Source organism: Paenibacillus sp. JNUCC32 (assembly GCF_014863545.1).
GTDB lineage: Bacteria > Bacillota > Bacilli > Paenibacillales > Paenibacillaceae > Paenibacillus_AQ > Paenibacillus_AQ lautus_A.
Genome location: NZ_CP062260.1, coordinates 6,596,859 through 6,620,000, shown reverse-complemented (window position 1 = coordinate 6,620,000; position 23,142 = coordinate 6,596,859). Strand labels below are relative to the sequence as shown.

General features: G+C 53.5%; 27 protein-coding genes (1 of these 27 cut by a window edge). 2 read left to right on the top strand and 25 right to left on the bottom strand.

What is annotated here, in order from left to right; genetic code table 11:
* Positions 1-725, bottom strand: the 5' portion of a protein-coding gene (locus JNUCC32_RS29315; protein ID WP_015737450.1) for a nucleotidyltransferase-like protein. Its footprint begins 157 nt before the window's first position; 725 of the gene's 882 nt are visible here — the first part of the coding sequence; its start codon is at positions 723-725; the stop codon falls past the left edge of the window.
* A 185-nt stretch (positions 726-910) separates the two neighbouring features.
* On the opposite strand from JNUCC32_RS29315, the gene JNUCC32_RS29310 reads away from it, so the two are divergent.
* On the top strand, positions 911-1,276 hold the full coding sequence (locus JNUCC32_RS29310) for a YgzB family protein (protein WP_009594056.1): 366 nt from the start codon (positions 911-913) through the stop codon (positions 1,274-1,276).
* A 130-nt stretch (positions 1,277-1,406) separates the two neighbouring features.
* On the opposite strand, the gene JNUCC32_RS29305 is transcribed toward JNUCC32_RS29310, so the two are convergent.
* From JNUCC32_RS29305 to JNUCC32_RS29210, 20 genes are all read right to left on the bottom strand, one after another.
* Positions 1,407-3,056: a glycosyl hydrolase family 18 protein gene (locus JNUCC32_RS29305; protein ID WP_430623475.1), complete on the bottom strand. Its 1,650-nt coding sequence runs from the start codon at positions 3,054-3,056 to the stop codon at positions 1,407-1,409.
* 188 nt (positions 3,057-3,244) lie between these two features.
* Positions 3,245-3,664, bottom strand: coding sequence for a peroxide-responsive transcriptional repressor PerR (gene perR / locus JNUCC32_RS29300; RefSeq protein WP_009594041.1), 420 nt, complete (start codon positions 3,662-3,664; stop codon positions 3,245-3,247).
* An 87-nt stretch (positions 3,665-3,751) separates the two neighbouring features.
* Complete coding sequence (locus tag JNUCC32_RS29295) at positions 3,752-5,071, bottom strand: DUF4097 family beta strand repeat-containing protein (protein ID WP_192570577.1); 1,320 nt, start codon at positions 5,069-5,071, stop codon at positions 3,752-3,754.
* A 57-nt stretch (positions 5,072-5,128) separates the two neighbouring features.
* Positions 5,129-5,746, bottom strand: a complete 618-nt coding sequence (locus tag JNUCC32_RS29290; protein ID WP_192570576.1) for a hypothetical protein — start codon at positions 5,744-5,746, stop codon at positions 5,129-5,131.
* A 196-nt stretch (positions 5,747-5,942) separates the two neighbouring features.
* A complete protein-coding gene (locus tag JNUCC32_RS29285; RefSeq protein WP_096776970.1) occupies positions 5,943-6,656 on the bottom strand; it encodes an MgtC/SapB family protein in 714 nt (237 codons plus the stop codon).
* A gap of 47 nt (positions 6,657-6,703) precedes the next feature.
* Positions 6,704-7,162 carry a GNAT family N-acetyltransferase gene (locus JNUCC32_RS29280; protein ID WP_192570575.1) on the bottom strand — a complete coding sequence of 153 codons (459 nt, stop codon included), beginning with the start codon at positions 7,160-7,162 and terminating at the stop codon, positions 6,704-6,706.
* A gap of 217 nt (positions 7,163-7,379) precedes the next feature.
* Complete coding sequence (gatB, locus tag JNUCC32_RS29275; protein WP_192570574.1) at positions 7,380-8,819, bottom strand: Asp-tRNA(Asn)/Glu-tRNA(Gln) amidotransferase subunit GatB; 1,440 nt, start codon at positions 8,817-8,819, stop codon at positions 7,380-7,382.
* A 30-nt stretch (positions 8,820-8,849) separates the two neighbouring features.
* Positions 8,850-10,307, bottom strand: coding sequence for an Asp-tRNA(Asn)/Glu-tRNA(Gln) amidotransferase subunit GatA (gene gatA / locus JNUCC32_RS29270; protein WP_192570573.1), 1,458 nt, complete (start codon positions 10,305-10,307; stop codon positions 8,850-8,852).
* Between the two features lie 20 nt (positions 10,308-10,327).
* Positions 10,328-10,615 (bottom strand): Asp-tRNA(Asn)/Glu-tRNA(Gln) amidotransferase subunit GatC, encoded by a 288-nt coding sequence (gene gatC, locus JNUCC32_RS29265; protein ID WP_009594109.1) that lies wholly within the window; start codon positions 10,613-10,615, stop codon positions 10,328-10,330.
* 174 nt (positions 10,616-10,789) lie between these two features.
* Positions 10,790-11,170, bottom strand: coding sequence for a hypothetical protein (locus JNUCC32_RS29260; protein ID WP_009594088.1), 381 nt, complete (start codon positions 11,168-11,170; stop codon positions 10,790-10,792).
* A 211-nt stretch (positions 11,171-11,381) separates the two neighbouring features.
* Complete coding sequence (locus tag JNUCC32_RS29255) at positions 11,382-12,158, bottom strand: hypothetical protein (RefSeq protein ID WP_096776965.1); 777 nt, start codon at positions 12,156-12,158, stop codon at positions 11,382-11,384.
* The gene (locus JNUCC32_RS29250) at positions 12,155-13,078 is read right to left on the bottom strand and encodes an ABC transporter ATP-binding protein (RefSeq protein WP_192570572.1); all 924 of its coding nucleotides are present in this window, start codon (positions 13,076-13,078) and stop codon (positions 12,155-12,157) included. The genes JNUCC32_RS29255 and JNUCC32_RS29250 overlap by 4 nt, the downstream gene beginning before the upstream one ends.
* Positions 13,075-13,269: a PLDc N-terminal domain-containing protein gene (locus tag JNUCC32_RS29245; protein ID WP_009594094.1), complete on the bottom strand. Its 195-nt coding sequence runs from the start codon at positions 13,267-13,269 to the stop codon at positions 13,075-13,077. The genes JNUCC32_RS29250 and JNUCC32_RS29245 overlap by 4 nt, the downstream gene beginning before the upstream one ends.
* Before the next feature lie 36 nt (positions 13,270-13,305).
* Positions 13,306-13,515: a hypothetical protein gene (locus JNUCC32_RS29240; protein WP_192570571.1), complete on the bottom strand. Its 210-nt coding sequence runs from the start codon at positions 13,513-13,515 to the stop codon at positions 13,306-13,308.
* A complete protein-coding gene (locus JNUCC32_RS29235; RefSeq protein ID WP_015737461.1) occupies positions 13,512-13,850 on the bottom strand; it encodes a YxlC family protein in 339 nt (112 codons plus the stop codon). Before JNUCC32_RS29235 ends, JNUCC32_RS29240 begins: the two co-directional genes overlap by 4 nt.
* Complete coding sequence (gene sigY / locus JNUCC32_RS29230; RefSeq protein WP_096776962.1) at positions 13,834-14,391, bottom strand: RNA polymerase sigma factor SigY; 558 nt, start codon at positions 14,389-14,391, stop codon at positions 13,834-13,836. The genes JNUCC32_RS29235 and sigY overlap by 17 nt, the downstream gene beginning before the upstream one ends.
* Positions 14,392-14,627: 236 nt before the next feature.
* Positions 14,628-14,819: a hypothetical protein gene (locus tag JNUCC32_RS29225; RefSeq protein WP_009594128.1), complete on the bottom strand. Its 192-nt coding sequence runs from the start codon at positions 14,817-14,819 to the stop codon at positions 14,628-14,630.
* Positions 14,820-14,999: 180 nt separating this feature from the next.
* Positions 15,000-15,638, bottom strand: coding sequence for an MBL fold metallo-hydrolase (locus tag JNUCC32_RS29220; RefSeq protein WP_192570570.1), 639 nt, complete (start codon positions 15,636-15,638; stop codon positions 15,000-15,002).
* Between the two features lie 2 nt (positions 15,639-15,640).
* Positions 15,641-16,207, bottom strand: coding sequence for a thioredoxin family protein (locus JNUCC32_RS29215; RefSeq protein ID WP_192570569.1), 567 nt, complete (start codon positions 16,205-16,207; stop codon positions 15,641-15,643).
* Positions 16,208-16,210: 3 nt separating this feature from the next.
* Positions 16,211-16,822 carry an undecaprenyl phosphate transporter UptA gene (locus JNUCC32_RS29210; RefSeq protein ID WP_090913160.1) on the bottom strand — a complete coding sequence of 204 codons (612 nt, stop codon included), beginning with the start codon at positions 16,820-16,822 and terminating at the stop codon, positions 16,211-16,213.
* Positions 16,823-16,985: 163 nt separating this feature from the next.
* On the opposite strand from JNUCC32_RS29210, the gene JNUCC32_RS29205 reads away from it, so the two are divergent.
* A complete protein-coding gene (locus JNUCC32_RS29205; RefSeq protein WP_009594078.1) occupies positions 16,986-17,300 on the top strand; it encodes a hypothetical protein in 315 nt (104 codons plus the stop codon).
* A 242-nt stretch (positions 17,301-17,542) separates the two neighbouring features.
* On the opposite strand, the gene JNUCC32_RS29200 is transcribed toward JNUCC32_RS29205, so the two are convergent.
* The 4 genes from JNUCC32_RS29200 to JNUCC32_RS29185 all read right to left on the bottom strand — a co-directional run bounded on the left by JNUCC32_RS29200 (position 17,543) and on the right by JNUCC32_RS29185 (position 23,107).
* The gene (locus tag JNUCC32_RS29200) at positions 17,543-19,702 is read right to left on the bottom strand and encodes an O-antigen ligase family protein (RefSeq protein ID WP_192570568.1); all 2,160 of its coding nucleotides are present in this window, start codon (positions 19,700-19,702) and stop codon (positions 17,543-17,545) included.
* 363 nt (positions 19,703-20,065) lie between these two features.
* Positions 20,066-21,256 (bottom strand): class I SAM-dependent methyltransferase, encoded by a 1,191-nt coding sequence (locus tag JNUCC32_RS29195; RefSeq protein WP_176502548.1) that lies wholly within the window; start codon positions 21,254-21,256, stop codon positions 20,066-20,068.
* Between the two features lie 27 nt (positions 21,257-21,283).
* Positions 21,284-21,976, bottom strand: coding sequence for a DUF6483 family protein (locus tag JNUCC32_RS29190; protein ID WP_192570567.1), 693 nt, complete (start codon positions 21,974-21,976; stop codon positions 21,284-21,286).
* Between the two features lie 339 nt (positions 21,977-22,315).
* Complete coding sequence (locus tag JNUCC32_RS29185; RefSeq protein ID WP_192570566.1) at positions 22,316-23,107, bottom strand: alpha/beta fold hydrolase; 792 nt, start codon at positions 23,105-23,107, stop codon at positions 22,316-22,318.
* Between the last annotated feature and the right edge of the window lie 35 nt (positions 23,108-23,142).

The window sequence follows — 23,142 nt, the reverse complement described above, 5'->3', positions numbered from 1 at the left end:
TGTATCGTCCAAGGATTCCGACGGCTTCTTAATATGCGGAGCAATAGCGCAGAAGAACTCTCCAGCTTGGATATCATCGAGAATTCATAGGCAAGCAAGGCCAGCTCTACCCGTTGTCCCAGCGTTTCCGTGCTGACCGTAAGCTCTTCATATAACTTGCGTACAGGCGTGTTTAATCCTGTAATCTGCTCCCAGACCGCCGATTCCGGATGAATCCCCCGCTCGATCAGCTCCAGCTCGCCCCAATGGTGCAGACCTTCCAATAGAGTATGGTAAGCATCCAGCACCCGCTCCTCCTTCAAAAGCATCTTGGCATCCATGTACTTTTGCAGGAAGTGGGCAAAGCCTATAAACAATTTTTGCTCCCGGAACGGTTCTGCGAACCTGAGGAAATCTCGCCGCAGATTGGAAAGGCGATCTTGATTGTCTTTTATGACATCCCCTTCCAGGAGGCATTTGATCAGTACTTTGTGCGTGCCCCTCAGGAGCTCCCGATGCAATTCGTCCAAGCCGATGCTTAACACCTGACAGCGTTCCCCGCCTACGATAGAATGCTGGATGGGAGGCTCATCAGGCGTTCCGTCATACACGACAACAATATTGACCTCAAAATCGTGAACTAGTGATCCTCGCTGCATTTTGTCCGAATTACGGTATGCTATCGCTCCTACAGCTTCCTCATCAACCGTATTTCCATAATAAAAAGAAAAGTTGGTTAATTCCACGTTTCCCTCCATACATTCCTTGGCGAATTTCAGCCATTTCAGTTATAATGTAATTCTACATGTCCATGTAAGTTCCTTCTTTTAGGAGATAAGATCTTATAAGATGACAAACGGAATTCAAGATTTCATTTCTTGTTTCGCCTTATTCCATAAACAACTATTTGAATGGACAGGAGTTTTCGAGCATGATCTTTAAGAATGCAAAAATCAACGCCTTCCGCACATGGGGATTGCTGCTGACAATGCTCGGCATGGGCCTTATGGTGCTTGGCACGGCCGGTATCGTATTCTTTGGACAAGCAGGCAAAATATTTGCCGGTATCGGATTGGTGTTTGGCCTGATTATGATGCTGGGAAGTCTCGGCATTTACTTTTGGGCAGGCATGCTGTCCACGAGCGCCGTCCAAATCCAGTGCCCGGAGTGCAATAAGCTGACCAAAATGCTGGGCAAAACCGACCGCTGCATGTTCTGCCATACGATTTTGACGCTGGATCCAAGCCAAGCCAACATCACAGCAGAAGAGCTTGAAGCCCAGCAGATCAAATCCTGACAAGGATTTGCAGAACCTGCTTATATGTAGGATTCGCAACGCTTAAGACGACTAAACACAAAGAACCCGGTTATCGCGAGGATAACCGGGTTCTTTGTGTTTAGGATAAGAATGATAAGTTCATGGATTCCTAATCGTGTATCGTCTTAAGAACATGCCAGGTTTCCGGGACGGCAAAGCTTCGATTCCAGGAAGCAATGCCGCCAAGCTCCAGCTTTTTGGCCATTTTGACCCGGGATTGCAATGAAGTGCCGTCTTCCATCCATATCTTCTTAATGGACTCTCCCTCCGTGAATTGGACATAATTCTGTCCGGTCCCGGCATCCAGCGAGCCTTTCACCTTCTGCTCCTTCAGCAGGGCTTGCAGCTTCTCCATACCAATCGCTTTGGAGGAAACCTTCGTCTCTCCCGCTTCGCTCGTTTCCGTCCAGACCCTTGTATATAACGGTACGCCCAACACCAGCTTGGATGGCGGTACTGCATCCTCTTCCAGGATTCGCCTTACCGACTGCTCAGCCCATGGCAATGAGGAGACCGATCCCGCTTTCGGACTGGTGGCCCAGTGCTCGTCGTAGGCCATCACCATCATGTAATCAACGGTTTCGCCAAGTCGTTTCCGGTCGAGAAAGAGCGACCACATCTCGCTGTTCGATTTGGGCGTAACGTCGATGGACACAATCAAACCTCTGGCTTTGGCCAGCGGCTTCATTTCCCGCACGAATTGTACGACATGATCTTTATCCTTGGTGTAGACATTTTCAAAGTCGATATTGATACCGTCAAGATTGTATTGCTTGGCATAAGCCAGCATCTGTTCGATGATATGGGATCTTCTATCGAACGTAGACAGCGCTTCGGTTGTCAGGTCAGGGTCGAAGCTGTTGTCCATAAGACCCCAAACTTCCTTGTTCCTGTTATGCGCCCAACTCACATACTGCTTAACCGCTTTGGACTTGACCGTTCCTTCTCCGTCCACGATGCTGAACCAGGTCGGACTGACCACGTTGACCCCGGGCAGTTCGCCAATGCTATCCGTGCTTGGATTCTTGGTGTAAACGGCTTCCCATACCAGGTTGACCGACTTGTTCTTCCATTCCAGCTCAGCCCGCGAAGGGGTCTGCTTCAGAGCCGGAATTTCTTTCAGTTCCCCAAGCTCGATCTGCTCTTTAAGAACATATCCCGTATACCCGTTATCCGCCTGAACGAATAACCATCCCCCCTCTTCGCGCCATACCCGAAGCCGCTCGCCGGCCGGCATGTCCAGTACGATCGGGGACTTCTTCTCCCCGCTCTCGCGCAGAGCCACGGTGTCCTCAGGTTGACCGGGAGCGGCCTTCGCAAGCTGAATCGCATCCCCGGCGCGCATCAAAATGACCGCGCCTGTTGCCGAGTCTTCGTGAACGGCCACCCCATAATGCTGTTTGAGCGGCTTCAGCGGAACGTAAGCAATGCCGTTAACCAGTTCAGGCGCATAAGGCAGGGTCACCGTTTTGCCGTTCAGTTCCCCCTTCGTGCTATCCATCTTTATGCGAAAAACCGATTCGGAAGTCGTGATAATAATCGATTCCGTTTCCTGCTCGTAACGGATGTCGGCATCCACGCTCTCCTGAATCACCGTGATCGGCAGCAGCAGCTCTTCGCCAGACCCCAGAGCAGGATGCTCCTTCAATTCGCCCTGAACGAAAATCGGCTTGTCCATTCCGCGCCAGTCCGGTTCGGTATAGGTCTGGTTCGGAAACAACGTGGTGACAACCCACCAGACCCCCGCCGCAATCAGCATCAGCCCCAGATAAAAAGAGCTTCTGTTTGTACGCCTCTTTTTTCCCCGATATCTTCTTCTTGCCAAACTGCTCCCCCATTTCACTTTCGCCAAATCGCCCCAATACCGTCGCGAAAAAATAAGCCCTTAAAAATAAAAACGTGTGGAATGGTTCATTCCGCACGTTCATCATCTATAACAACCGGCGTCTATTGGCAGGACTTGCAGAGCCCATACAGCTCCATTCTCAGTCCCTTTACTTCAAATCCGGTGCTTTTCTCAGCCTGCACTCCCACATCTTCGAGGGACGGATAGCTGAAATCCTCGATTTTGCCGCAACTTTGACAGATGACATGATGATGGTCGGAGACGTTGGCGTCAAAGCGACTCGAATTGTCTCCGTACGTCAGCTCACGCACCATGCCGGCTTCAATAAACATTTTTAAATTGTTATATACTGTGGCTACGCTCATACTAGGAAAATTAGGTTCCAGAGCCCGATAAATATCATCCGCTGTCGGATGGCCCATAGATTCCACCAAATACGTTAAAATCGCATGACGTTGCGGCGTGATTCGGACACCGGTCGTTTTCAGTTGTTCCAGCGCATGCTGTACGGACGTTCCCATGGTTGCCCACCGCCTTCAAGTTTAACTGGTTTTTACAAAGCTTAGATCGCTCTTACGCTTTATTGTACGGCGTTTCTTGGATTGTTGTCAATCCGGCAGAGGCGTCCAGCCCCCGCTGTTCCGGCCTTCCTCCTGTTCCGGGTAGCTCCGGTAAATGTTCAGGTTACTGTTGCCTTCAATGCGAATGGAATGCTCGCCGGTGCCGGATTCCCCGAAAATGGTTTTCTGCTCGATCTTAAGATTAGGCAGCGTGGTCAGAATTCTTCCGTAACTAATCGTCCCTTCAAGCTTGTAATCGCCCTCGAGAGGAACGTGAAGATTCATCTCTCCAACCGCGCTATATACATTCCAATCGCCTCCGATCCGAGGGGAACGAATGGCTACTCCGCCATTAAGGGACTCGGCGCTTAATTGCGACTCCGCGCCGCTGATCAGAATATTGCCGTTCCTCGTCTGGACCCGGATATGATCCGTCGTTCGTTTGACCGTCATGTTTCCTACTTGCGTGGTCAAGTCGGTCTCGCCCGTGATGTCGACGGCCAGCATATTCCCGCGGTTGGTGGACATTTTAATATTACCGATAACGCCGCGCGCGGTCATTTCACCGTTCAGCGTTTTGCCTGTGACATTCCCGTAGACCCGATCCATCGTGATGGGTCCATTCCCGCTCTCCAGCAAAATATTCTCAATCGCCTCTACGCGGTTTAAGGTAATCGCTCCGTTCATCGTCCGTATCTCAAAATTGAACCGGCGATCATCCGGGACCGCGATATTCAAATTCATTCGGGGCTGCCGTTTACCCGATTCTCCATAGGCTTTTCCCTTGGACCGAATCGTGATCGTCTTGCCTTCCCCCACCTCGATCGTCGACTGCTCGGCGATCGCCTCCGCTACACCGGGCTGCTCTCGGTCGACCCACACTACCGCTTCCACCCGGATATCGTCGACATCCTGCCGCGTGATGGAGATATCTCCATTCAAGTGATCAACGATGATCTTCTCGGTATCGAGCTCCACCGGTATATCCAGTGCCGGCTTCTGGAACCGGTTATCTTCAGCTTCGCTGTAATCCACGCCCGCTGCCGTCAAATTCAGGCTCACCCGGTTCCAGAGATGAAGGAAATGCTCCTGCTGGGAAATCACGAATACGGACGCCGTAACGGCGACTGCCAGCAGAATTCCCCGAATATCCGGCCGAAACCGAAATTCCCTACGACGGCCCAGGGCGCGGGACAGCGTATACCTGACTATATATTCAACGCCGAGCAGGATAAACAGCAGCGGCCACCAACGCTGGAGCATGAATATATAATCCGTCCCTCTCCACTCGTCAAGCAGCAGCAATGCGCCCGTACTGACAAGCAGCAAGGCGGCCGTATATCGCCCAACTCTGATTTTGTGTTTCATCCGTCTCCTCCCCTCGTCTGATTACTCGGCTTTCACCCATGTGCCGCTGTACGTGTACTATAGGGATTTTCTCTTGTCTTTATGATGCCTGAGAGCTTCCCGGATCCCGGCCCAAATCCCGATAACGATGAGCACGATGGCGGAGGCCTCCGCACCGTAGTCGCGAATTCCCTGCTGCAGCCAAGGCGGCTTCTGGTGAAACAAAATGAGCAGGGACCCGGTAACAACCAGCATCAAGCCAAAGGCGATTCCCCGTTCGCCGCGGAACAGATGATTAGCCCCGTTCCCTCTTCCGTCACCTCCGGAAGCAGCGGCTGCCTCGCCGCGTCTTTTTCGGGAAATAATATATTCGGCTGCCTGCAGCACGTCATACACGTTATAGAAATAACCGACCGGAATCAGAAGCCCCAGCACGACAAGCAGCGGAACGTTGATCTGCATGCCGATGGAAGAGAAATATAGAAGCGCCGATATATCCAGCAGCAGCAGCATGATGAACGTGATTCCCTTACGGTACATGCCGAGGTACAGATGACCCAGACCTGGAATGAGAGCGGCTAATAAAAGCGCGTAGAGTTTCCGTCTTTTTCGCTGAAGTCCGGGATGCCGCTTCATCCGAATCGAGCGCCTTTTTTTCTTGCGGACTGCGGATTGCGTTTCGGTGGTTGGATTCATAACCTTCTCGCCTCCTTCCAAACATCAAGGGACTGGCGTTGTTTACCGATGTTTTTCTTTGATAGTACCCCAATGCGAAGCCGAAGTAACTGGCAAAAAACTGGATAGGCCGTTCAGGAGAAGCTGATAAGCCTGCAAAAAAACGGCCCTGCCGGTAATTCAGCAGATGCCGTTTGGTTATGATGATGGAAGCCGGTTATTCAGCCGTTACCATCGTTACGTGGCCGATTCCCCGCAATCGCCGGGTGATCTCCATCGGTTCGAATTTACGATCGGTCAAGACTTGCAGCGAAATTTCGAGTCCTAGGACCGCAGGCTGCAATTCCCCGTATGCCGCATTGCTCCGCTCGTTTACGACGAGCTTCTTGATCACGAATTCCTGCTCCTCCAGAACTGCCGATATGTCATCCAAAATATTCGGCGTATTCGCCGCATGCAGCGTGATCAAATGCAGTTTGCTGCCGCGGATGTACCGCTGCTCCAGCTTATTAAAGACCACCAGGTTCAGAAGGATCAGCACCGTGGATACAATCGACGCAAAATAAAACCCGGCCCCTACGGCAAGCCCCACGGCGCCCACAACCCAGATGGACGCGGCGGTCGTTAATCCGGTAATGGATTTGCCTGTAAACAAAATGGTGCCGGCACCCAAGAAACCGATCCCTGTAATGACGGCCGTTGCCAAGCGCGCAGGGTCAATCCTAACGTTAATCTCGTCTACGAAATCGGAGAAACCGTAAATGGATAACAGCATAATAAGTGTAGAACCCAAGCATACCAATATATGCGTGCGAAGTCCTGCAGCATGGTTGGAACGCTCCCGTTCAAAACCGATCAAGCCGCCAAGGAGCATAGCCAGCAGCAATCGTAATAATATGGATACATTATCTATCACCCAAGGATTAGTCAAAAGAACGATACTCCCCTCACGTCACGTCTGTCGAATTGCGATATCATTCATTGTTTATGAAGATGAAACTCGGTCAATTCCACGCCCGGAGCAACCTCGAATGCATGGTCCCTCACGAACCCGAATTTCTCGTACAAGGTCACCGCCGGCGTATTGCGCGTCCCTGTCGAGACCGTGAACATCGGCGCCTCCTTGTAGCATTCCAATACATGGCGAATTAAACTCCCCGCGATGCCCTTGCGAAAATGACCGGGATGGACCATCATCCGCGATATGGTAACCTGATCCACTTCGGGCTCCACCGCTATGGCTCCGATGAGATCCCCTTCTTCATTTATATAACCTATAAAGGTTTCCCCGCTCGCACGGATCGTCTCAAAGGTGTCCAGCAGCGGAGGAATTTCGGAGAATCCGATCAATTCGGCTTCCAAAGGGTACGCCATGTGCTGCAGGCTCCAGATCTGCTGTACGGTATCCCGATCCTCCAAGGATAGTTCCTTAATCATCCGTTCATCCCCTAACCGAGTTATTGTAAGAAAAAAATCATCGGCGTGCTCTCAAAGAAGACAGACCGCGTTTTACGGTATCTTTTCTGGCGATATCAGGCAGCAGCCTCTCCGAAGTTCATACTTTCTGATATCTTAAAAAGGAACTTGCCCCGATTTCGGGACAAGCTCCACATCTTCTAAAAACATGATTCGAGGAAACCCCCGGATCGTTTAATTATCCGTTCAGCACCTCAACCAGCAGTTTGTTGGCGAGGGCCGGGTTGGCTTTCCCTTTGCTCTCTTTCATCACTTGACCAACCAGGAAGCCGATCGCCTTCTGTTTGCCTGCCTTGTAATCCTCCACGGATTGCGGATTGTTCGCGACCACCTGCTCGACGATGCCTTTGATCGCACCTTCATCGCTGATTTGGACAAGTCCCTTTTCCTCAACGATTTGCGCAGGCAGCTTGCCGCTTTCCAGCATCTCCTTAAAGACGGTTTTCGCGATTTTGCTGCTGATGGTCCCCTTTTCGATCAAGCCGATCATCTCGCCCAAGCCTTGGCCCGTAATCTTCACTTCAGACAGCTCCAGATTGTTCGAGTTCAAATAACCCAGCAGATCGCCCATGATCCAGTTGGATACGGATTTGGCATCCTTCGTGTAGTTCAAGCTGTCCTCAAAAAAGTCGGCGAGCAGCTTGGATGACGTAATGACCGCAGCATCATAGTCCGGCAAGCCGTACTCGGAAGCATAGCGGGCCTTGCGGGCATCCGGAAGCTCGGGGATCGTCGCGCGAACCGCCTCTTTCCACTCTTCGCTGATATGCACCGATACCAGATCCGGGTCCGGGAAATAGCGGTAGTCGTGCGCCTGCTCCTTGCCTCGCATGGAGAAGGTCTTCGCCTGGGCTTCGTCCCAGCGCCGCGTTTCCTGTACGATCACGCCGCCTTCATCAAGGATTTCCGCTTGACGGAACTGCTCATATTCCAATCCGCGCTGCACGCCGCGGAAGGAGTTCATGTTCTTCAGCTCGGCTTTCGTTCCGAATTCCTTCTGTCCCCATGGACGAAGGCTGATGTTGGCGTCGCAGCGAAGCGAGCCCTCTTCCATCTTCACGTCGGATACGTCGCAATACTGCATAATCGCCCGCATTTTCTCCAAGTAAGCCTTGGCTTCCTCCGGCGTTGAGATCTCCGGTTCGGACACGATCTCAACGAGCGGCGTTCCGACCCGGTTAAAGTCGACCAGCGATGCATAACCTCCGTCGACATGCGTGAGCTTGCCGGCATCTTCCTCCAGGTGCAGGCGGGTAATGCCGATCCGCTTCGTCTTCCCGTCCACCTCAATATCGATCCAGCCGTTTTCGCCGATCGGCTGATCGTACTGGGAAATCTGGTATGCTTTCGGGGAATCCGGGTAGAAATAGTTCTTGCGGTCGAATTTGCTGACATCGCCGATGGTGCAGTTCAGCGCCATGGCAGCCTTTATGGCATATTCCACAGCCTGGCGGTTCAATACGGGCAGAACGCCGGGATGGCCAAGGCAGATGGGACATGTATGCGTGTTCGGCGGAGCTCCGAACGCAGTGGAGCAGCCGCAAAAAATTTTGGAATGGGTATGCAGCTCTACGTGAACTTCCAATCCGATAACCGTTTCATATTTTGATGTAGACATCGATTGTTTCCCTCCTTCTCTGCCGCCGGTTTACAGTTCAGGGCGCCGTTTATGATGATCTGTATTCTGCTCGTAGGCATGCGCAACGCGCAGCACGGTCGACTCATCAAAGGCTTTCCCGATAATTTGCATTCCTACGGGCAGTCCGTCCGCGAATCCGCAAGGGACGCTTACTGCCGGCACTCCCGCCAGGCTGACAGGAATCGTCAGGATATCGTTCAAATACATCGTCAGCGGATCATCGACCTGCGTCCCCAGCTTGAAAGCCGTAGTCGGAGCCGTTGGTCCGATGATGACATCATATTGCTCGAATACTTTATCGAAGTCCTGCTTGATAAGGGTGCGGGCTTTCTGAGCCTTCAAATAATAGGCGTCGTAATAGCCCGAGCTAAGCGCGTAAGTCCCCAGCATGATGCGGCGTTTCACCTCATCGCCGAAGCCTTGGCTGCGGGATTCATGATACAGGTCGATCAAACTGCCTGCATTGTCGGAACGAACGCCATAACGTACGCCGTCAAAGCGGGCCAGATTCGAGGAAGCCTCCGAAGAAGCAAGCAGATAATACGTAGCGACCGCATAATCGGTATGCGGCAGGGAAACTTCGTCCCAGGTAGCGCCCAGCGATTCAAGCACCTTCAGCGCATTCAGGACGGTTTCCTTCACTTCGGCGTCAACGCCTTCGCCCAGATATTCTTTAGGAACGGCGATGCGCAGGCCGGCAACGTCTCCGGACAACGCGCTCACATAGTCAGGCACGTCCACTTTGGCGGATGTCGAATCCATCGGGTCATAACCGGCGATGGCTTGCAGGACATAGGCAGAATCTTCTACGTTTTTCGTCAAAGGCCCGATCTGGTCCAGCGATGAAGCGAAGGCGACAAGGCCAAACCGGGATACGAGTCCGTAGGTCGGCTTAAGTCCCACGACGCCGCAGTAAGAAGCCGGCTGCCGAATGGAGCCGCCGGTATCCGAGCCCAGCGCGAAGTAAGCTTCGCCGGCAGCTACGGCCGCAGCCGAGCCGCCGCTCGATCCGCCTGGTACCCGGTCCAGGTCCCAGGGGTTGCGCACGGGATAAAAGCTGGAGTTCTCATTGGAGCCTCCCATTGCAAATTCATCCATGTTCAGCTTACCGATCGTTACGGTGTCCGCCGCGCGCAATTTGCCGACAACCGTCGCATCGTAAACCGGCGTGAAGTTAGACAGAAACTGACTTGCGCATGTGGTGCGAAGCCCTTCCGTTACGATATTGTCCTTAATTCCGACAGGAAGTCCGAACAACAGTCCGCGCGTCTCCCCAGCAGCCAGCTTGTCGTCCAAAGCCTTGGCCGATGTACGCGCGCCTTCCTCGTCCAGCGTAATAAATGCCTTTACCCGATCCTCACGTTCGGAAATACGGGTAAACGCTTGGTCGACCAGATCGGTTACGGAAAGCTCCTTATTCTGCAGCTTATTATGTATCTCCGATAACTTGTAATCAAACAGACTCAAGTGTGTATCCTCCCTCCAGGCTATTCCAAAACAGCAGGTACTTTAATTTGATCGTCTTCTTCATCCGGTGCGTTGAGCAGCACTTTCTCGATCGGCAGGCTCTCGCGCACTTCGTCTTCCCGCATGACATTGCTGAGGTGCAGCACGTGCGTAGTCGGCTCAACGCCGTCCGTATCCAATTCGTTTAATTTCTCGGCATATTGTAAAATCGCATTCAGTTGGCCGGTAAACATCTGCTCTTCTTCAGGCGTCAAATTTAATCGGGCCAGCTTCGCTACATGCTGAACATCCTTATCGGTAATGCTCATGGCTTTGCGTCCTCCTTCATGCCCCCATCCAGTTAAAGGGGTAAAGTCTGTCTCGATAACTTTTCTCATTATATTGTAGAAGCATGGAAGATTCAATCCAATGGCTTGAAGCGCGGAACTCTCAGGAACTGCTTGCCCGTCACTTCAAAAAAGAGTCGGCCTCAGCCGACTCTCCTAGATCCAAGCGCGAAGATTCACCTGTTTGATGAAGTCCGCCTGGGACATTGCTTCCTTGGTTTCCTCTTCCTCTTCAACACTTTCCAACTCGCCGTTCATCACTTGACGAAACAGCTTCTCATTATATGTCGACAGGGCGAAATCGATGAGCGCTTCCCGCTCGACCCGCTCGGCTTCCTGTTTCAACACGATTGATTCCAGCTCTACATCATCCGCCGGAACAAAAAAATTACGGTTGAGGCTCGGAATCCGAATGACGTAATCGAACGCATTGTCCGGATTTCGGTCATACGCGATGATATAGCCGTATTGACCGATTGGAAGATTCTGCTCAAAGGCATCCGCAACGATTGTGATCTTTTCCCCTAAACGCAGCATCGTCTACCTCCTGAGTTGTCTATCCTTTTTCAAACGATAAGAAAGTATAAACTTCTACAGCTAATCATCCTTATTTCCCCAGAAAACTTCCGCTATATGCGGTCTGTCTTCCGAAAAGTAAGTCGATTGCCGTTTTCTTATCTTCATAGTCTACTAAAAAAAGATAGAGATGTCCATGTGATTCAGATAAAACCTGAATCTCCCATGGAAACTAGGATTGCGGGGACAATGGGCTCCGTCTGAGCAGCCTCGCGGCAACGATAATCGACAGCACCATGAGCAGTATCGCCACGATGATCGGAGACCAGACGCTGCTCACTTCGCCGACAATCCGCTCCGCGGCCATGCTGCTTAATCGGCCCGGGTTCCATTGAAGGCGGGAGGGCAGCAAACCGGACAAGAGCGAAAGCGCGCCGGCCACCGCCAAGCTGATGAAAGCAGCGGCAGGGCCGCGGAGGACGGCGCCGAGCGGCAGGGCAAGCGTTACGATCCAAGCCAGCCATACGACATACAATCCCCCGCCGCTGGCCACCGCTCCCCATTCCAAGGGACCGATGAGCAGATGCGTATAATACGCTGCGCCGCCAAGCCCAAGCGCAAAGGATGCGGCTACCAAAGTCATCATGGCGGCCCATTTGGCAGCCATCATGGGAATCGTGGATACCGAGCGGGCAAGAACAAGCTCAGCCGTGCCGGTGGCCCTTTCCCCAGCTACCGTGTTCATCCCCGCAAGCACAAGCACCAGCAGGCCGATGACGCTGAACTGGCTTAAGGCTGACGCCATCACGCTCTCGGCGGACGGGACGGTAAATAACGCCGCCGCTTCCGGCGGCACTTCTCCGGCCATGGTCAGGATTTCCGGCAAATAATAGGTCGATACCGGCTGCATAATGCCAAGCAGCAGAAAAACGGCGGGGACCCAAATCCATTTATAGGTCCGGCCGGACTCAAGCATCTCTTTTTGATAATAGATCCAGAACGGCTTCATGAGCCCACCACCTTCATAAACATATCCTCGAGCGTAGACGTGCCGGCTTCAAAACGAAGCAGCTCGATTCCGCCGTCGGCAAGCTCTTGGATCAAAGCGGCACGCGCCACCTTCATATCCGTCACCATCAGCTTGGCGCCGCGTTTGCCGAGCTCGATCTCTTGCACATAAGGACGGTTCGCGAGACTGTCGAGCCAAGCAACTTCCCGCTCCCCCGGTTCAACATCAATCGATAAGACCGGCTGGCGGTATTTCGTGCGTAGTTCGCTAAGCGCGCCCTTCTCCGCAATCTCCCCGTCTACCATCAGTATCATGTCATCGCAAATTTCTTCCGCATCATGAAGCACATGGGTCGAGAACAGGACGGTGACTTCCCCCCGCAGGCGGTCGAGCAGGTCCATAACCTCCCGGCGTCCGATCGGGTCCAGCGCCGATACCGGCTCGTCCAGCATGATCAGCTCCGGCTCGTGCACAAGCGCCTGTGCGATGCCAAGCCGCTGCTTCATTCCGCCGGAATAACCGGATATCCGGCGTTTGGCAGCCTGCTGCAGGCCCACCATCTCGATCACTTCCCGACTTCGCCGAAGGGCCTCTTTTCCGGATAATCCCGACAGCTTGGCGCTAAACGACAAATATTCCATACCTGACATCCAGCTATAAAACTTCGGATACTGCGGCAAGTAACCAATCCGGTGACGCCAACTGTCCGTATGGCCATCTCCCGATCCATATCGGATCTCGCCCCGGGTCGGAGGAATCAATCCTGCCAGCATTCGCAGCGTTGTCGTCTTCCCTGCGCCGTTCGGTCCCAGCAGTGCCGTACAGCCTCCGCGCTTCAATTCAAACGAGATGCCTTTAACCGGCATGATGCTTCCGATGCTTTTGGTCAGTTCGTGAATGCTAAGAAGTTTCTCCGTCAAGCCTCTCGCCTCCCCGCAATAAAATAAGCAATGCTGCCAAGAATGTTACCCAGCAATATAATCAACACCCACATCCATCTCGGCCCACGTATGTTTGCCGGCTCTGCCCGAAACAAAGATAGAAGACCCGTGACCGCAAGAATCGCTTGCAGTGCAAGAATCGGCCAGATCAATCCCCAGTTAATATCCATAACAATCCCCCATGTTCCATATTTTAATAAAGAAGCTTAAGACCCGCTGCCGTCTTTACGAATGACGAATATCCAGTAAAAGAGCAGCGGCAACGGCATCGTCGTAGACCCCCATATCCCCCAGAACCAAGCCATCTTGCCAAGCCCCCGCTTCCTTGCATCCAGGAAAAGCCATGTCCCTTGGATCAGCACTAGCACAACGGCAAGGACGATCACTGCCAGCGGGCTCTCGTTCACTTCATTCATCGGATTCCCTTCTTTCCGGCAGATCTCAGACTCTTGGAAAATACAAGAACGGAAATCCCCGCGACCATGCCGAACCCGTGAATAAACAGCAGGATCATCGGCGCTGCCAAGGCAGCCATCAATCCCCCGCCGACGATAAAGAGCGCAACCAGAAGAAAGAGAAGCAACTCGTATTTCATCCGCTTCCGTTTGCGTTCCAAGGTATGAACGGCCAACGCATGCAGCCCTTCCAGGGATGGGGATGGCGCATCTTCAAACAATTGATCCACCCGCTTCATTTCCTGGTTCAATTCTTCAATCCATTTTTCATCCTCATGTTCAGGTCCTCTGACCATCGTCACCCATCTCCTTTCGCAGCTGTTTAACGCCGTAGGCGGTCCGCGATTTCACCGTTCCTTCGGGAATGCCGAGCATCGTTCCGATTTCCTCGTAGCTGTAGCCGTAATAGTGCTTCAGCAGGATGGCAATCCGATGATCCTCGGATAATCGGGACAATCCATCCAGCATATCCGTCCAGTCTTCTCCCCGCCGCTCCATCTGCCAGCGCATCCGCCTTGCCGATTGAACCGCCTCCTGCTCCAGCCATTTCTTCTCCCGTTTCTTTCGCCGGGTATTATCGATGAACAAACGGGTAGCAATGGTAATCATCCAAGAGGAGAAGGACGAAGTCCCGTTGTAACGGTTCATATTCTCCATGCATCGAACGATGGTATCCTGCGCGGTATCTTCGGCAAGCATCGGGTCCATCGTCACTTTCAGCAAATATTTATAAAGGAAGGAGTAATGCTGCTTGAACAGCAGCGCCATGGCAGCAGCATCTCCTAACTGCGCTTGTCGTATCAAATCCTCTTCGCCAGGGATCATGATTGAAATCATCACCTTCTTTCGCCTTCGCCTGTAATACGAATAACTGCAGCCAATCGTTCAAACGGTTATTATATTTATCGTGTACCAAATGATGTAATTTATATAGATACCTCCGGATGCTTCAGAAATTTCTTATGGTATCCGTAAAAAAACAAAAAAAAGCAGCCGGTGGACCCGGCTGCAGTCTCCAATCGGAGGATCATTGTTTCTCACTTCATGATGAGGGTGTCATGTTAGCGGTCCACCTATTGATTCAATCTGATAACCTGCAGCCGATGATGCCATGGCTGCTGCGCGATCCCTTCATCCTTCACCAGCCTGTCCCAGACAACGGATGAAATATCCGTCTGGCCCCGCCGGCGGAACTCCGGTTGCCGATCAATCGCTTCGCTTCTTGTAACATTCCCGTTCAGCAGCGATAGATGATCTTTTCTCACTGGCGCTTCCCCCTAATCACGTCCATGCAAAAAAAACTCCCCATAAAATAAAAGAACGCAAACCGGGATGAATTCCACAGTCTGCGTGCTTCGCAATGGGTAACATTTAATTAACCGTATTGTATCAATCTTGTCTATATTTGTCCAGACAAAGTTTCCCGATTTATGTCGGATGTTATCCTAACTGCTCGCAGGAACATAAGGATTCCGCTGCTTTTCATAGCCAATGGTTGTCCGAGGCCCGTGGCCGGAGTACACAACGACCTCATCCGCAAACGTATACAGCGTGTTCTGAATGGAATCAAGCAAATCGCGTTCACGGCCGCCCGGAAGATCCGTTCGCCCAACGCCTAGACGGAACAGCACATCGCCGGAAAACAGGTCATTTCCGCACTTGAAGCTCACGCTTCCCGGCGAATGGCCCGGTGTATGAAAGACCTTGAAGGTATGCCCGATCAGCTGCAGCTCCAGTCCATCGGCCAAATCGTACTCCGCCGGCTCGGTGGACAGCGGTCCGGTGACCTGAGGCCACATCAGCGAACCGTTAAGCTTTGGACTGGCCAGCCATTCGCTCTCCAAGGTGTGGAGATAGACAGGACAGTCCTTCAGCTTGCGGATCTCCTCGACGCCCCCCATGTGGTCAAAATGCGCATGGGTCAGCAGGATCGCTTCAATCTCCAAATCCGCTATTCGCTTCACGAGCGGCCCCGGGTTCATGCCAGGATCGATAATGATCGCTTTGCCTTCTACAGGCCCTGTCAGTAAATATGCATTCGTCTGAAGCGGTCCTAAATTAAAGGTCTCAATATGAAGTGTCATGATTAAAACCCTGACATCAGTTCACGCAATTCCTTAATGATGGCAGCGTGAAACTCATACCCTTCCCCGTAGGCTTGAATGATGCTTTGCCGCGTGACGGCAAGGTTGTCCTGATAGTCCGTTGCTTCACGATCCGGATTGTTCTGCTTGAACTCAATCATAAACTTCTGAACATGCGCCGGACGCGGTCCCCATGTGCCCTGGACATGTCCCCCGGTATCCGAAATGATCACAACCGGAATGGAACGGGCGCCCATGGTCAGGAACTGATCCATGACGTCCAGATTCTCTTCCATAATCAGCACTTCCGTCTCAATCCCCGCGGTCTCCATCGCACGGAATACGACAGGGATATTGCGCGCAACATCGCCGCACCAATCCGCTGCCAGAATGAGGACCCGCAGATCATCCCTGAAATTGAGGCTTTCAAAAAACTCTTGATCCTCTTCATTCTCCCATTTAAACTGCTCGTAGCCTGCCTTGAACGTATCCTGGTTCTTCTGCATGCCGTCCATGAATTGCTGCGGAGATATGCCCGTACCCAAATGATTTGCCATATTCATACTCATTCGTTATTTCGACCTCGCCTTCGCTGATTTTATCCATTTTATCAAAAAATAAAGAATCATGACGGCTAATGCGCCCAGCAGAATTTCCCGAACGTAAGGCCCAGCCTTCTCGTCGATATGCTCCCACTGGTCGCCCAGAAGCAATCCGAGGTATAAGAATAATGCCGTCCACGGAATAACCGCAAGGGTGGTCAACAGCGTAAACCTGCCCACATGCATTTTGGATATGCCCGCCGGGATGGAAATCGCATGTCTTACCACCGGTACAAACCGAGCCGTAAATATAACGCCGGTACCATACTTGCCGAACCATTCCTCGGCGTAGTCGATATGCTTCTTCTTAATCAGTATGTACTTCCCGTACTTCTCCAGGAAGGGTCTGCCCCCGTAACGGCCGATCCAATAAATGAATAACTGGGCGAGCACGCCGCCAATGGTACCAAAAATCATGGCACCGATAAAATGAACCTCCCCCATGGAAACCAGATAACCGCCATAGGCGAGTACGATCTCGCTTGGGATGACCTCCACCATTAATCCGAGCATGATTCCGAAATAGCCCAGCTGCTGGATCCATTCAAACAGTCGGCCCACAGCCTCGTAAAAGAATTCCACGCTTGTCCCCCGCCTTCCTACTGCGTTGATTTCTAGTACTAGCCTATTCTAACACAGCCCGGGACATGCCTTCTACATGCCTTATAATGCGCCCAATTATGGGCGGCGCAGTGACTTTCGCCCGTTTCGGGACATATGGTGAAGCAAAGGAGTGAGTTAAAGCATGCATTCTCCCCATGCCAAACGACCGGGCAGCAAGCCCCCCTCCCCGCGCGGGATACGGCGGGCCTGCAGCAAAGAATTATACCGTACGACCAAGCGGCTCAAGCTGTACCTTCCTCCGGAAACCTTGAAGCAAGGAGAGGAATTGTATTATCGGAAGGTCATCGGAAACCTAATCTGGATTCACGAAAACTACAGCAATAAAAAACTGCTGTGCGACTGGTGGGAAAAAGACGTCTGCGGCGAGCTTGCCGAGCTCTGGCAGGTTCCGGAGCGCCAGCTGGCCTCTGCCTTTCGGGATGCCTTCGGGGGATGACATAGCCCCCCTCACTTCTCCCGTCACACCGTGAGAAATTACGACAAAAGGCTGCATTGGGATCGTCAACCGTAGATTGATAGGTCGGTCCTTTCTACACCGTTCGTTCTAAGGCGAACCAGCAAAGCGTCGTCAACGCCATGCCGCTCTTCATGGTACCGCGTCAGTTGGGGCAAGGTAAGCTGCCGCGATCGGTTGCGATTCGGCATGATTCGCCATAGACTTTGCGGAGATACCGGATATCAGGGCTGCCTTGCAGCATGCGCCCGTTCTCCCCATTTCATCGTGTTATCGAAGCGGTTGGCCTGCCGAGCCGCAAGCACAGACAGATGAAAGCCACGGTCATTTCGAAAAGGATCAAGCTCATGAAGGGCAGCCGCAAGGAAGCGATAGCGCTTCAAGGTATCCCATCCGGCCCGGGCTGCCTCAACCGCTCCGGCGGAATCTCCCGCCCTGCGGTGCCAGTCCGCAAGGGCGGCCAGCTTCAGCACGGCCCGGGTTTGCTTGACCGGATTGAAACGATCCAGTTCGATGCCCCTTTTGAACCATGCCGCCGCTTCCTCCGATTCGCCTCTTAGGGAATAACCTTCTGCCAGCTTCCAGCTTAAACCCGGGTGATTCGGCGCATGCACCATGCTTCGTTTCAGCAGCGGAATCTGCTCGCTTGGGGGAAGCCATGCCGAGAGCTTTATGGCCCCATCCGTATTGGCGGGGTTCCACTTTAACGAGGATCGGAGGAGCAGGATCTGCCGGCCTGGCGGCTCCGATGCGGCCCATCGCTCTTGAAGCTCGCTGATGCCCAGCGCCGCGGCGAGGAAAGTCCAAGCCGCGAGCGGGAGAATGGCCATAACCCTGAGCCGTGGCAACAGGGAAGGGGCCCGCTCCCCTTCATAGCCGGCTTGCAGTTGATTCCATCGTTTGAACGGCCGGGTTAGCCGAGTTGCCATAGATCCATGCTGAGGTGCCTCATCGGGGGAACCCCCGGCCAAGCCCATTACCGTAAGCCACAATAGGAGCAGCCATACCAGCCCGAAGCCCCAATCGAAATCCACGGACGCATGTCCGATCAGCACGAGGGCGGGGGGCATGAATCGGGAGCTTGCCGCGATGAGCCTCGCAACCATAAAGATAACCAAAATAAGGACAAGCAGCAGCCCAATGATTCCCGTATTCAACAGGATATCCATATATCCATTATGCACCTCGGCACCCACATAGGGCTGGGACTGAATGGCAAGGTAGGATTGCCGCCACGTCTCCCCTCCCCGTCCCAGCCACGGCGACGACCGGGCCAGCTGCCAGGCGTCGCTGTACATGAGGCGGCGCGCGCTTAGCGTTGCCGCGCCGCCCAGGGTCCGATCCTGCACCTGGAGCAGGATCACGACAATCGCTGCGGCTGCCAGCAAGGCCGCAGCTCCCAGTGCCCCGGGCGCGGCGTAACGCCGCCCGGGCCCCCCGCTGTGCCGCCAGCGGCACAGCAGCAGGCCGGCGAGGACGCCGCCGGCCCACAGCCCGGCCAGCCACAGCAGGCCGGGCAGCACGGCTGGCGCCAGCCTGGCATCCGCCAGCTGGCGGTACAGCAGCGCCGCGCTCGCCACAGGCGCGGCGGCAGCCACCAGGAGCGGCGCCAAGGCACGCCGCTCCTTGGCGAAGCCGGCCGCGCACGCAAGAGCGGCCGCGAGCCAGGCGCCGCGCGACTCCGTCAGGAGCAGCGCGGCGGTGTAGGGCGCAAGCGGCAGCAGCGCAGCCGCTGCGCGGAGCGTGCCCGTCCGGTTCCGCAGGACGGACGGCAGCGCGAACAGCCGCTCCAGCAAAAAGGCGGCCATCACCGCCCCGAACGTGTTCGGGTACTGAAGCAGGCCGCCAAGCCTCGCGCCGGTCGCGCTAATGTCCGCATCCGCCGTATGATAGATCCCATACGGCAGCTCCATAAGCCCGTATACGGCAAGCAAGGCGCTGCCGCACAGCACGGCGCCCAGCAGATGCCAGCCGGCATGCATGATGCGTAAGCCGGGGCCTGTACGGCACGCGCGCCAAGCAGCAATGGCAAAAGAACCATAGCTTCCCCACAGGATGATTTCCTTCATCGTGCCTTCCAGAGAGAGGGGGCGCCCTATCCCGTGAAAGACGTAGATGAGAAGGATTGCGCAGATGCATCCAAGAACCACCCGCAATTCTCTGTCCGAAGGAACCGCCTCCGGCAGTTTTCCCATGCCATGATTCTTTCGGCCTTGAACGGCACCATGCCAATCGGCTCCCGTCATGAGCAGCAGAAGCACGCCGAAACCCGCTCCGATCCAATATATATCCTCGTCAAAAAACATTCCGCTCCGAATACTGGCACCAAGCCCCAGCCCGATCAGCATCATCCCGCAAACACGATGCAGGGTATTCGATGCCATTACACCACGCCCCGTTCAAGAAAGAATGCGTAACCCTTCTCCGTTTCTGCCACTTGCACGCTCCCGCTCCTCCGCGTGCCGAACATGAAACCCGCCTAATAGCCATTGTGGACAAGGACGGTCGGCGTTATTCTTGATTCAATGTTGGCGATCACATCTGGTGCGGTAAGGGCCGCACGGTTCCCTGGATCAAGGCTTTGATTGCCATCGCAAGAAAAACGTCCATCGACGTACATTCTTTAGAAGAATGACCGCGTTTGGATGTTGATTACCTTGCATAACCGGAAGACCGGCTTCAAAGTTCCTATTTCCCATCAAAAAAGCGATGAACGTGCGCGCTCGCACGTTCATCGCCAATCCGGTTCAACGCGATTCCATTTCCGTATTCGGGAGAAGGTCCTTGCAAGCCCGTTCAAGGTACGGCGAGGCGCTTAAAAAATCGCGAAACGCGGTATACTCCTGCCATAGTTTATTCCGGTCTCCGGCAGAACCGCTGACCGCACGGATCAAAATATTCTTGGGCGTATGTTCCATATCGATAAACTCCAGCAGCTGCGTCTTGTATCCCATCAGGTCGAGAAGCTTGGCCCGAATGGCGTCCGTGGCCAGCGCCGAGAAGCGTTCCTTCAGTATGCCATGGGACAGCAGCGGCTCCATGACTGGGCTCTGGACTTGGGCGAACAGCTCGTGCTGGCAGCAAGGCACCGACAGAATCACCGAAGCCCCCCAGCGGACCGCTTTTTCCAGCGCCGCATCGGTTGCGGTGTCGCATGCATGCAGCGTGACCACCATATCCACCTGCTCCAGTTCGTCATAATCCGCAATGTCGCCGACAAGAAACCGCAATTGGGTATAATTCAGTTTTTTCGCCAGCATACTGCAGTGTTCGATGACATCCGCCTTGAGATCCAATCCGACAATATTCAGCTTTCTGCGCGCGGTTACCGCCAAATAGTGATACAAAGCGAAGGTCAGATAGGATTTGCCGCAGCCGAAATCGACGATCGTAAGCGGACGGTCCTCCGGCAGATGAGGAAGGACATCCTCCACCATCTCCAAGAAGCGGTTGATCTGTTTAAATTTATCGTATCTGCGGGCAAATACTTTGCCATCCTCGCTCATGATGCCCAGCTCCACCAGAAACGGAACCGGCTCTCCCTCTTCAAGAATGTAGGTCTTTTTCCGGTTATGCGACAAATCCGTTTTGGTCTTCGAAGCGGATTTGGTCAGAATCGAAACCTTGTATTTCTTCGAAATCAGAACCTGATAGTCCGCTTCCGGCGTATAGATCATCGCTTGCCGGAATACATTTTCGAACATATCCAACAGTACGGCCTCCGCCTCATCCGCCGGCACATTCTGATGGGTGACCTTGGTTGCGGAATAATAGGCGAACTGATAGTGCAGCTTGTTCTTGAGCTCTACGGGCTTAACCGTTACTTTGCTGTAGGTCATGCCTTCCCGCTTGCGAAGCTGGCTTAGCGTAGCCGTAATCAATGATGCTTCTTCCATGATGTTATGAATCAATTTTCTTAATGCATCCAAAAGGTACATCTCGCTTTCTTTTATGTTATAGACAGGTTAATCGAGGCCGGGAAACGGTTTGTCTCCGTCCACCGCCGCATGCGGAAAACGGCGGCGGAGCTCGTCCATTCCTTCCTCGACTTCCTCCAGCGGAAGCCCGCCTTTTGCCAAATCCTCGGGCCGTTTCTGCTGCAATCTTTGATAGAACCTTACGCCTTCGTCATATTCGATCTTACCGCTATCCAGCAGTTGGTACAGGGTATTCTCCGCTTCCGCGAACATCCCCTGCTGCTCCGTATACGCATAATAATCCAGCATCGCCGTTTCGGGCCACGCGTAAGCCCTTAAACGTTCTTTCAGCAGACCGATCCGTTCCGTCAACCCGATCAGTTTCGGATCCGCCCCTTGCAGGGCTGACTTCAAATATAACTGAAAGACCTTGGTATAGAGCATAACGGCTTCTTCTTCGCGCTCAAGCTCGAGCAGCAGCGACGCTTCCTCTTCCATCAGCCTTGCGGCACTCTGCAGCTTGTCCGCTTCCAGATAACCATGATTGCGAAAGAGCTGCTCGATATCGGCTGCGGACAAGGAGCGAAGCAGCCCTGAATTCAGTCGGAACTGCCGTTTAAAAAGCTCATCCAGCTCCCATAAAGCTTCGGTGTGCTTGCGCTCCTGCTTGAGCGAAAACACTTTGGCTATCATCTGTGTCATATCCTCGATAAGCCGCACAAGATAATCCCTGCGAAACATGCACTCGCCCCCAACCTGCATCCGTGCCGGATGCAGCGAATTGTTGACCTCATCTTTAACCTTCCGGCAATTCCCGCTGCCGAGGAACTTAGGACCGGCATGCCAGGCAGCTTCGGTGAATCCCCTGCAGGCGCATTCATGCCCGGTCTATTCCAATCCGGATCACGATTAAATTGTAGGCTATCCGGGACCAGAATTCCAGTAGCCGCCCTTCTGCCTCGTTCACGCTTTGTCAGTCGGGGTCCGGAAACGATGGAGGGGCCACTGCAACTGCAGCCCGCAATGCAACAAACGGATACCCCGCAATAGGAGTATCCGTTTATTATAAACGATATGGATTTATTCTTGCTCCAGCCGTCCCATGAAAGAGGAAATGACTTCGCCGAGCTTCTCGGGCGTCTCCATCATACTCATATGACCCGCGCCCTCGATCACGATCCGGGTTACGTTGTCATGGTCTGTGGTAAAGGTGCGCTCCGCCGGAATCAAGCCGTCCTTCTCTCCTGCTACAAGCAGGATCGGCAGCGTGGAAGCCGAGAGCACATCGCGCCGGTCCGGACGCTCGCGCATGGCCAGCGCCGCCCCTATCGCACCTTGCGGCGGCGTAAGGTAACCGATCTCCTTCGCCCGCTGAATGCATTCCGGCTTGGTTTCCTTCGTATCCGGAGCAAACAGGCCCGGCACCAATCCGTCAACAAAAGCCGTAATGCCCTCCCCTTGGATGGCGCTGACCGCTTTCACCCGTTTCTCCTTCGCTTCATCCGAATCCGGATAACCCGTAGAATGGATCAGGCCAAAGCCGTTCAATCGAGAAGCGTAGCGCTGGGCGAAGGAGAGCGCTATATATCCTCCGAGGGAATGACCGAGCAACGCCGCCTTCGGAATATCGAGCTCATCCATCAATAGCAGGACGTCGTCCGCCATTTGTTCGATGGTATACGATCCCATCGGTGCATCAGACCGCCCGTGACCCCGGAGATCCGGTACAATGACTCTGAAACCTTGAAGATATGGCAGTACCTGTTCCCAATAGGCGGAGCTTCCGCAGAAACCGTGAAGCAGAATGACCGGCTCACCTTGTCCCTGATCCACGTAGCAAATCGTGCTGCCGTTGCATTGTACTTTTTCCATAGCGATACCCTTCTTTCTATTCAGCGATGCCCTAG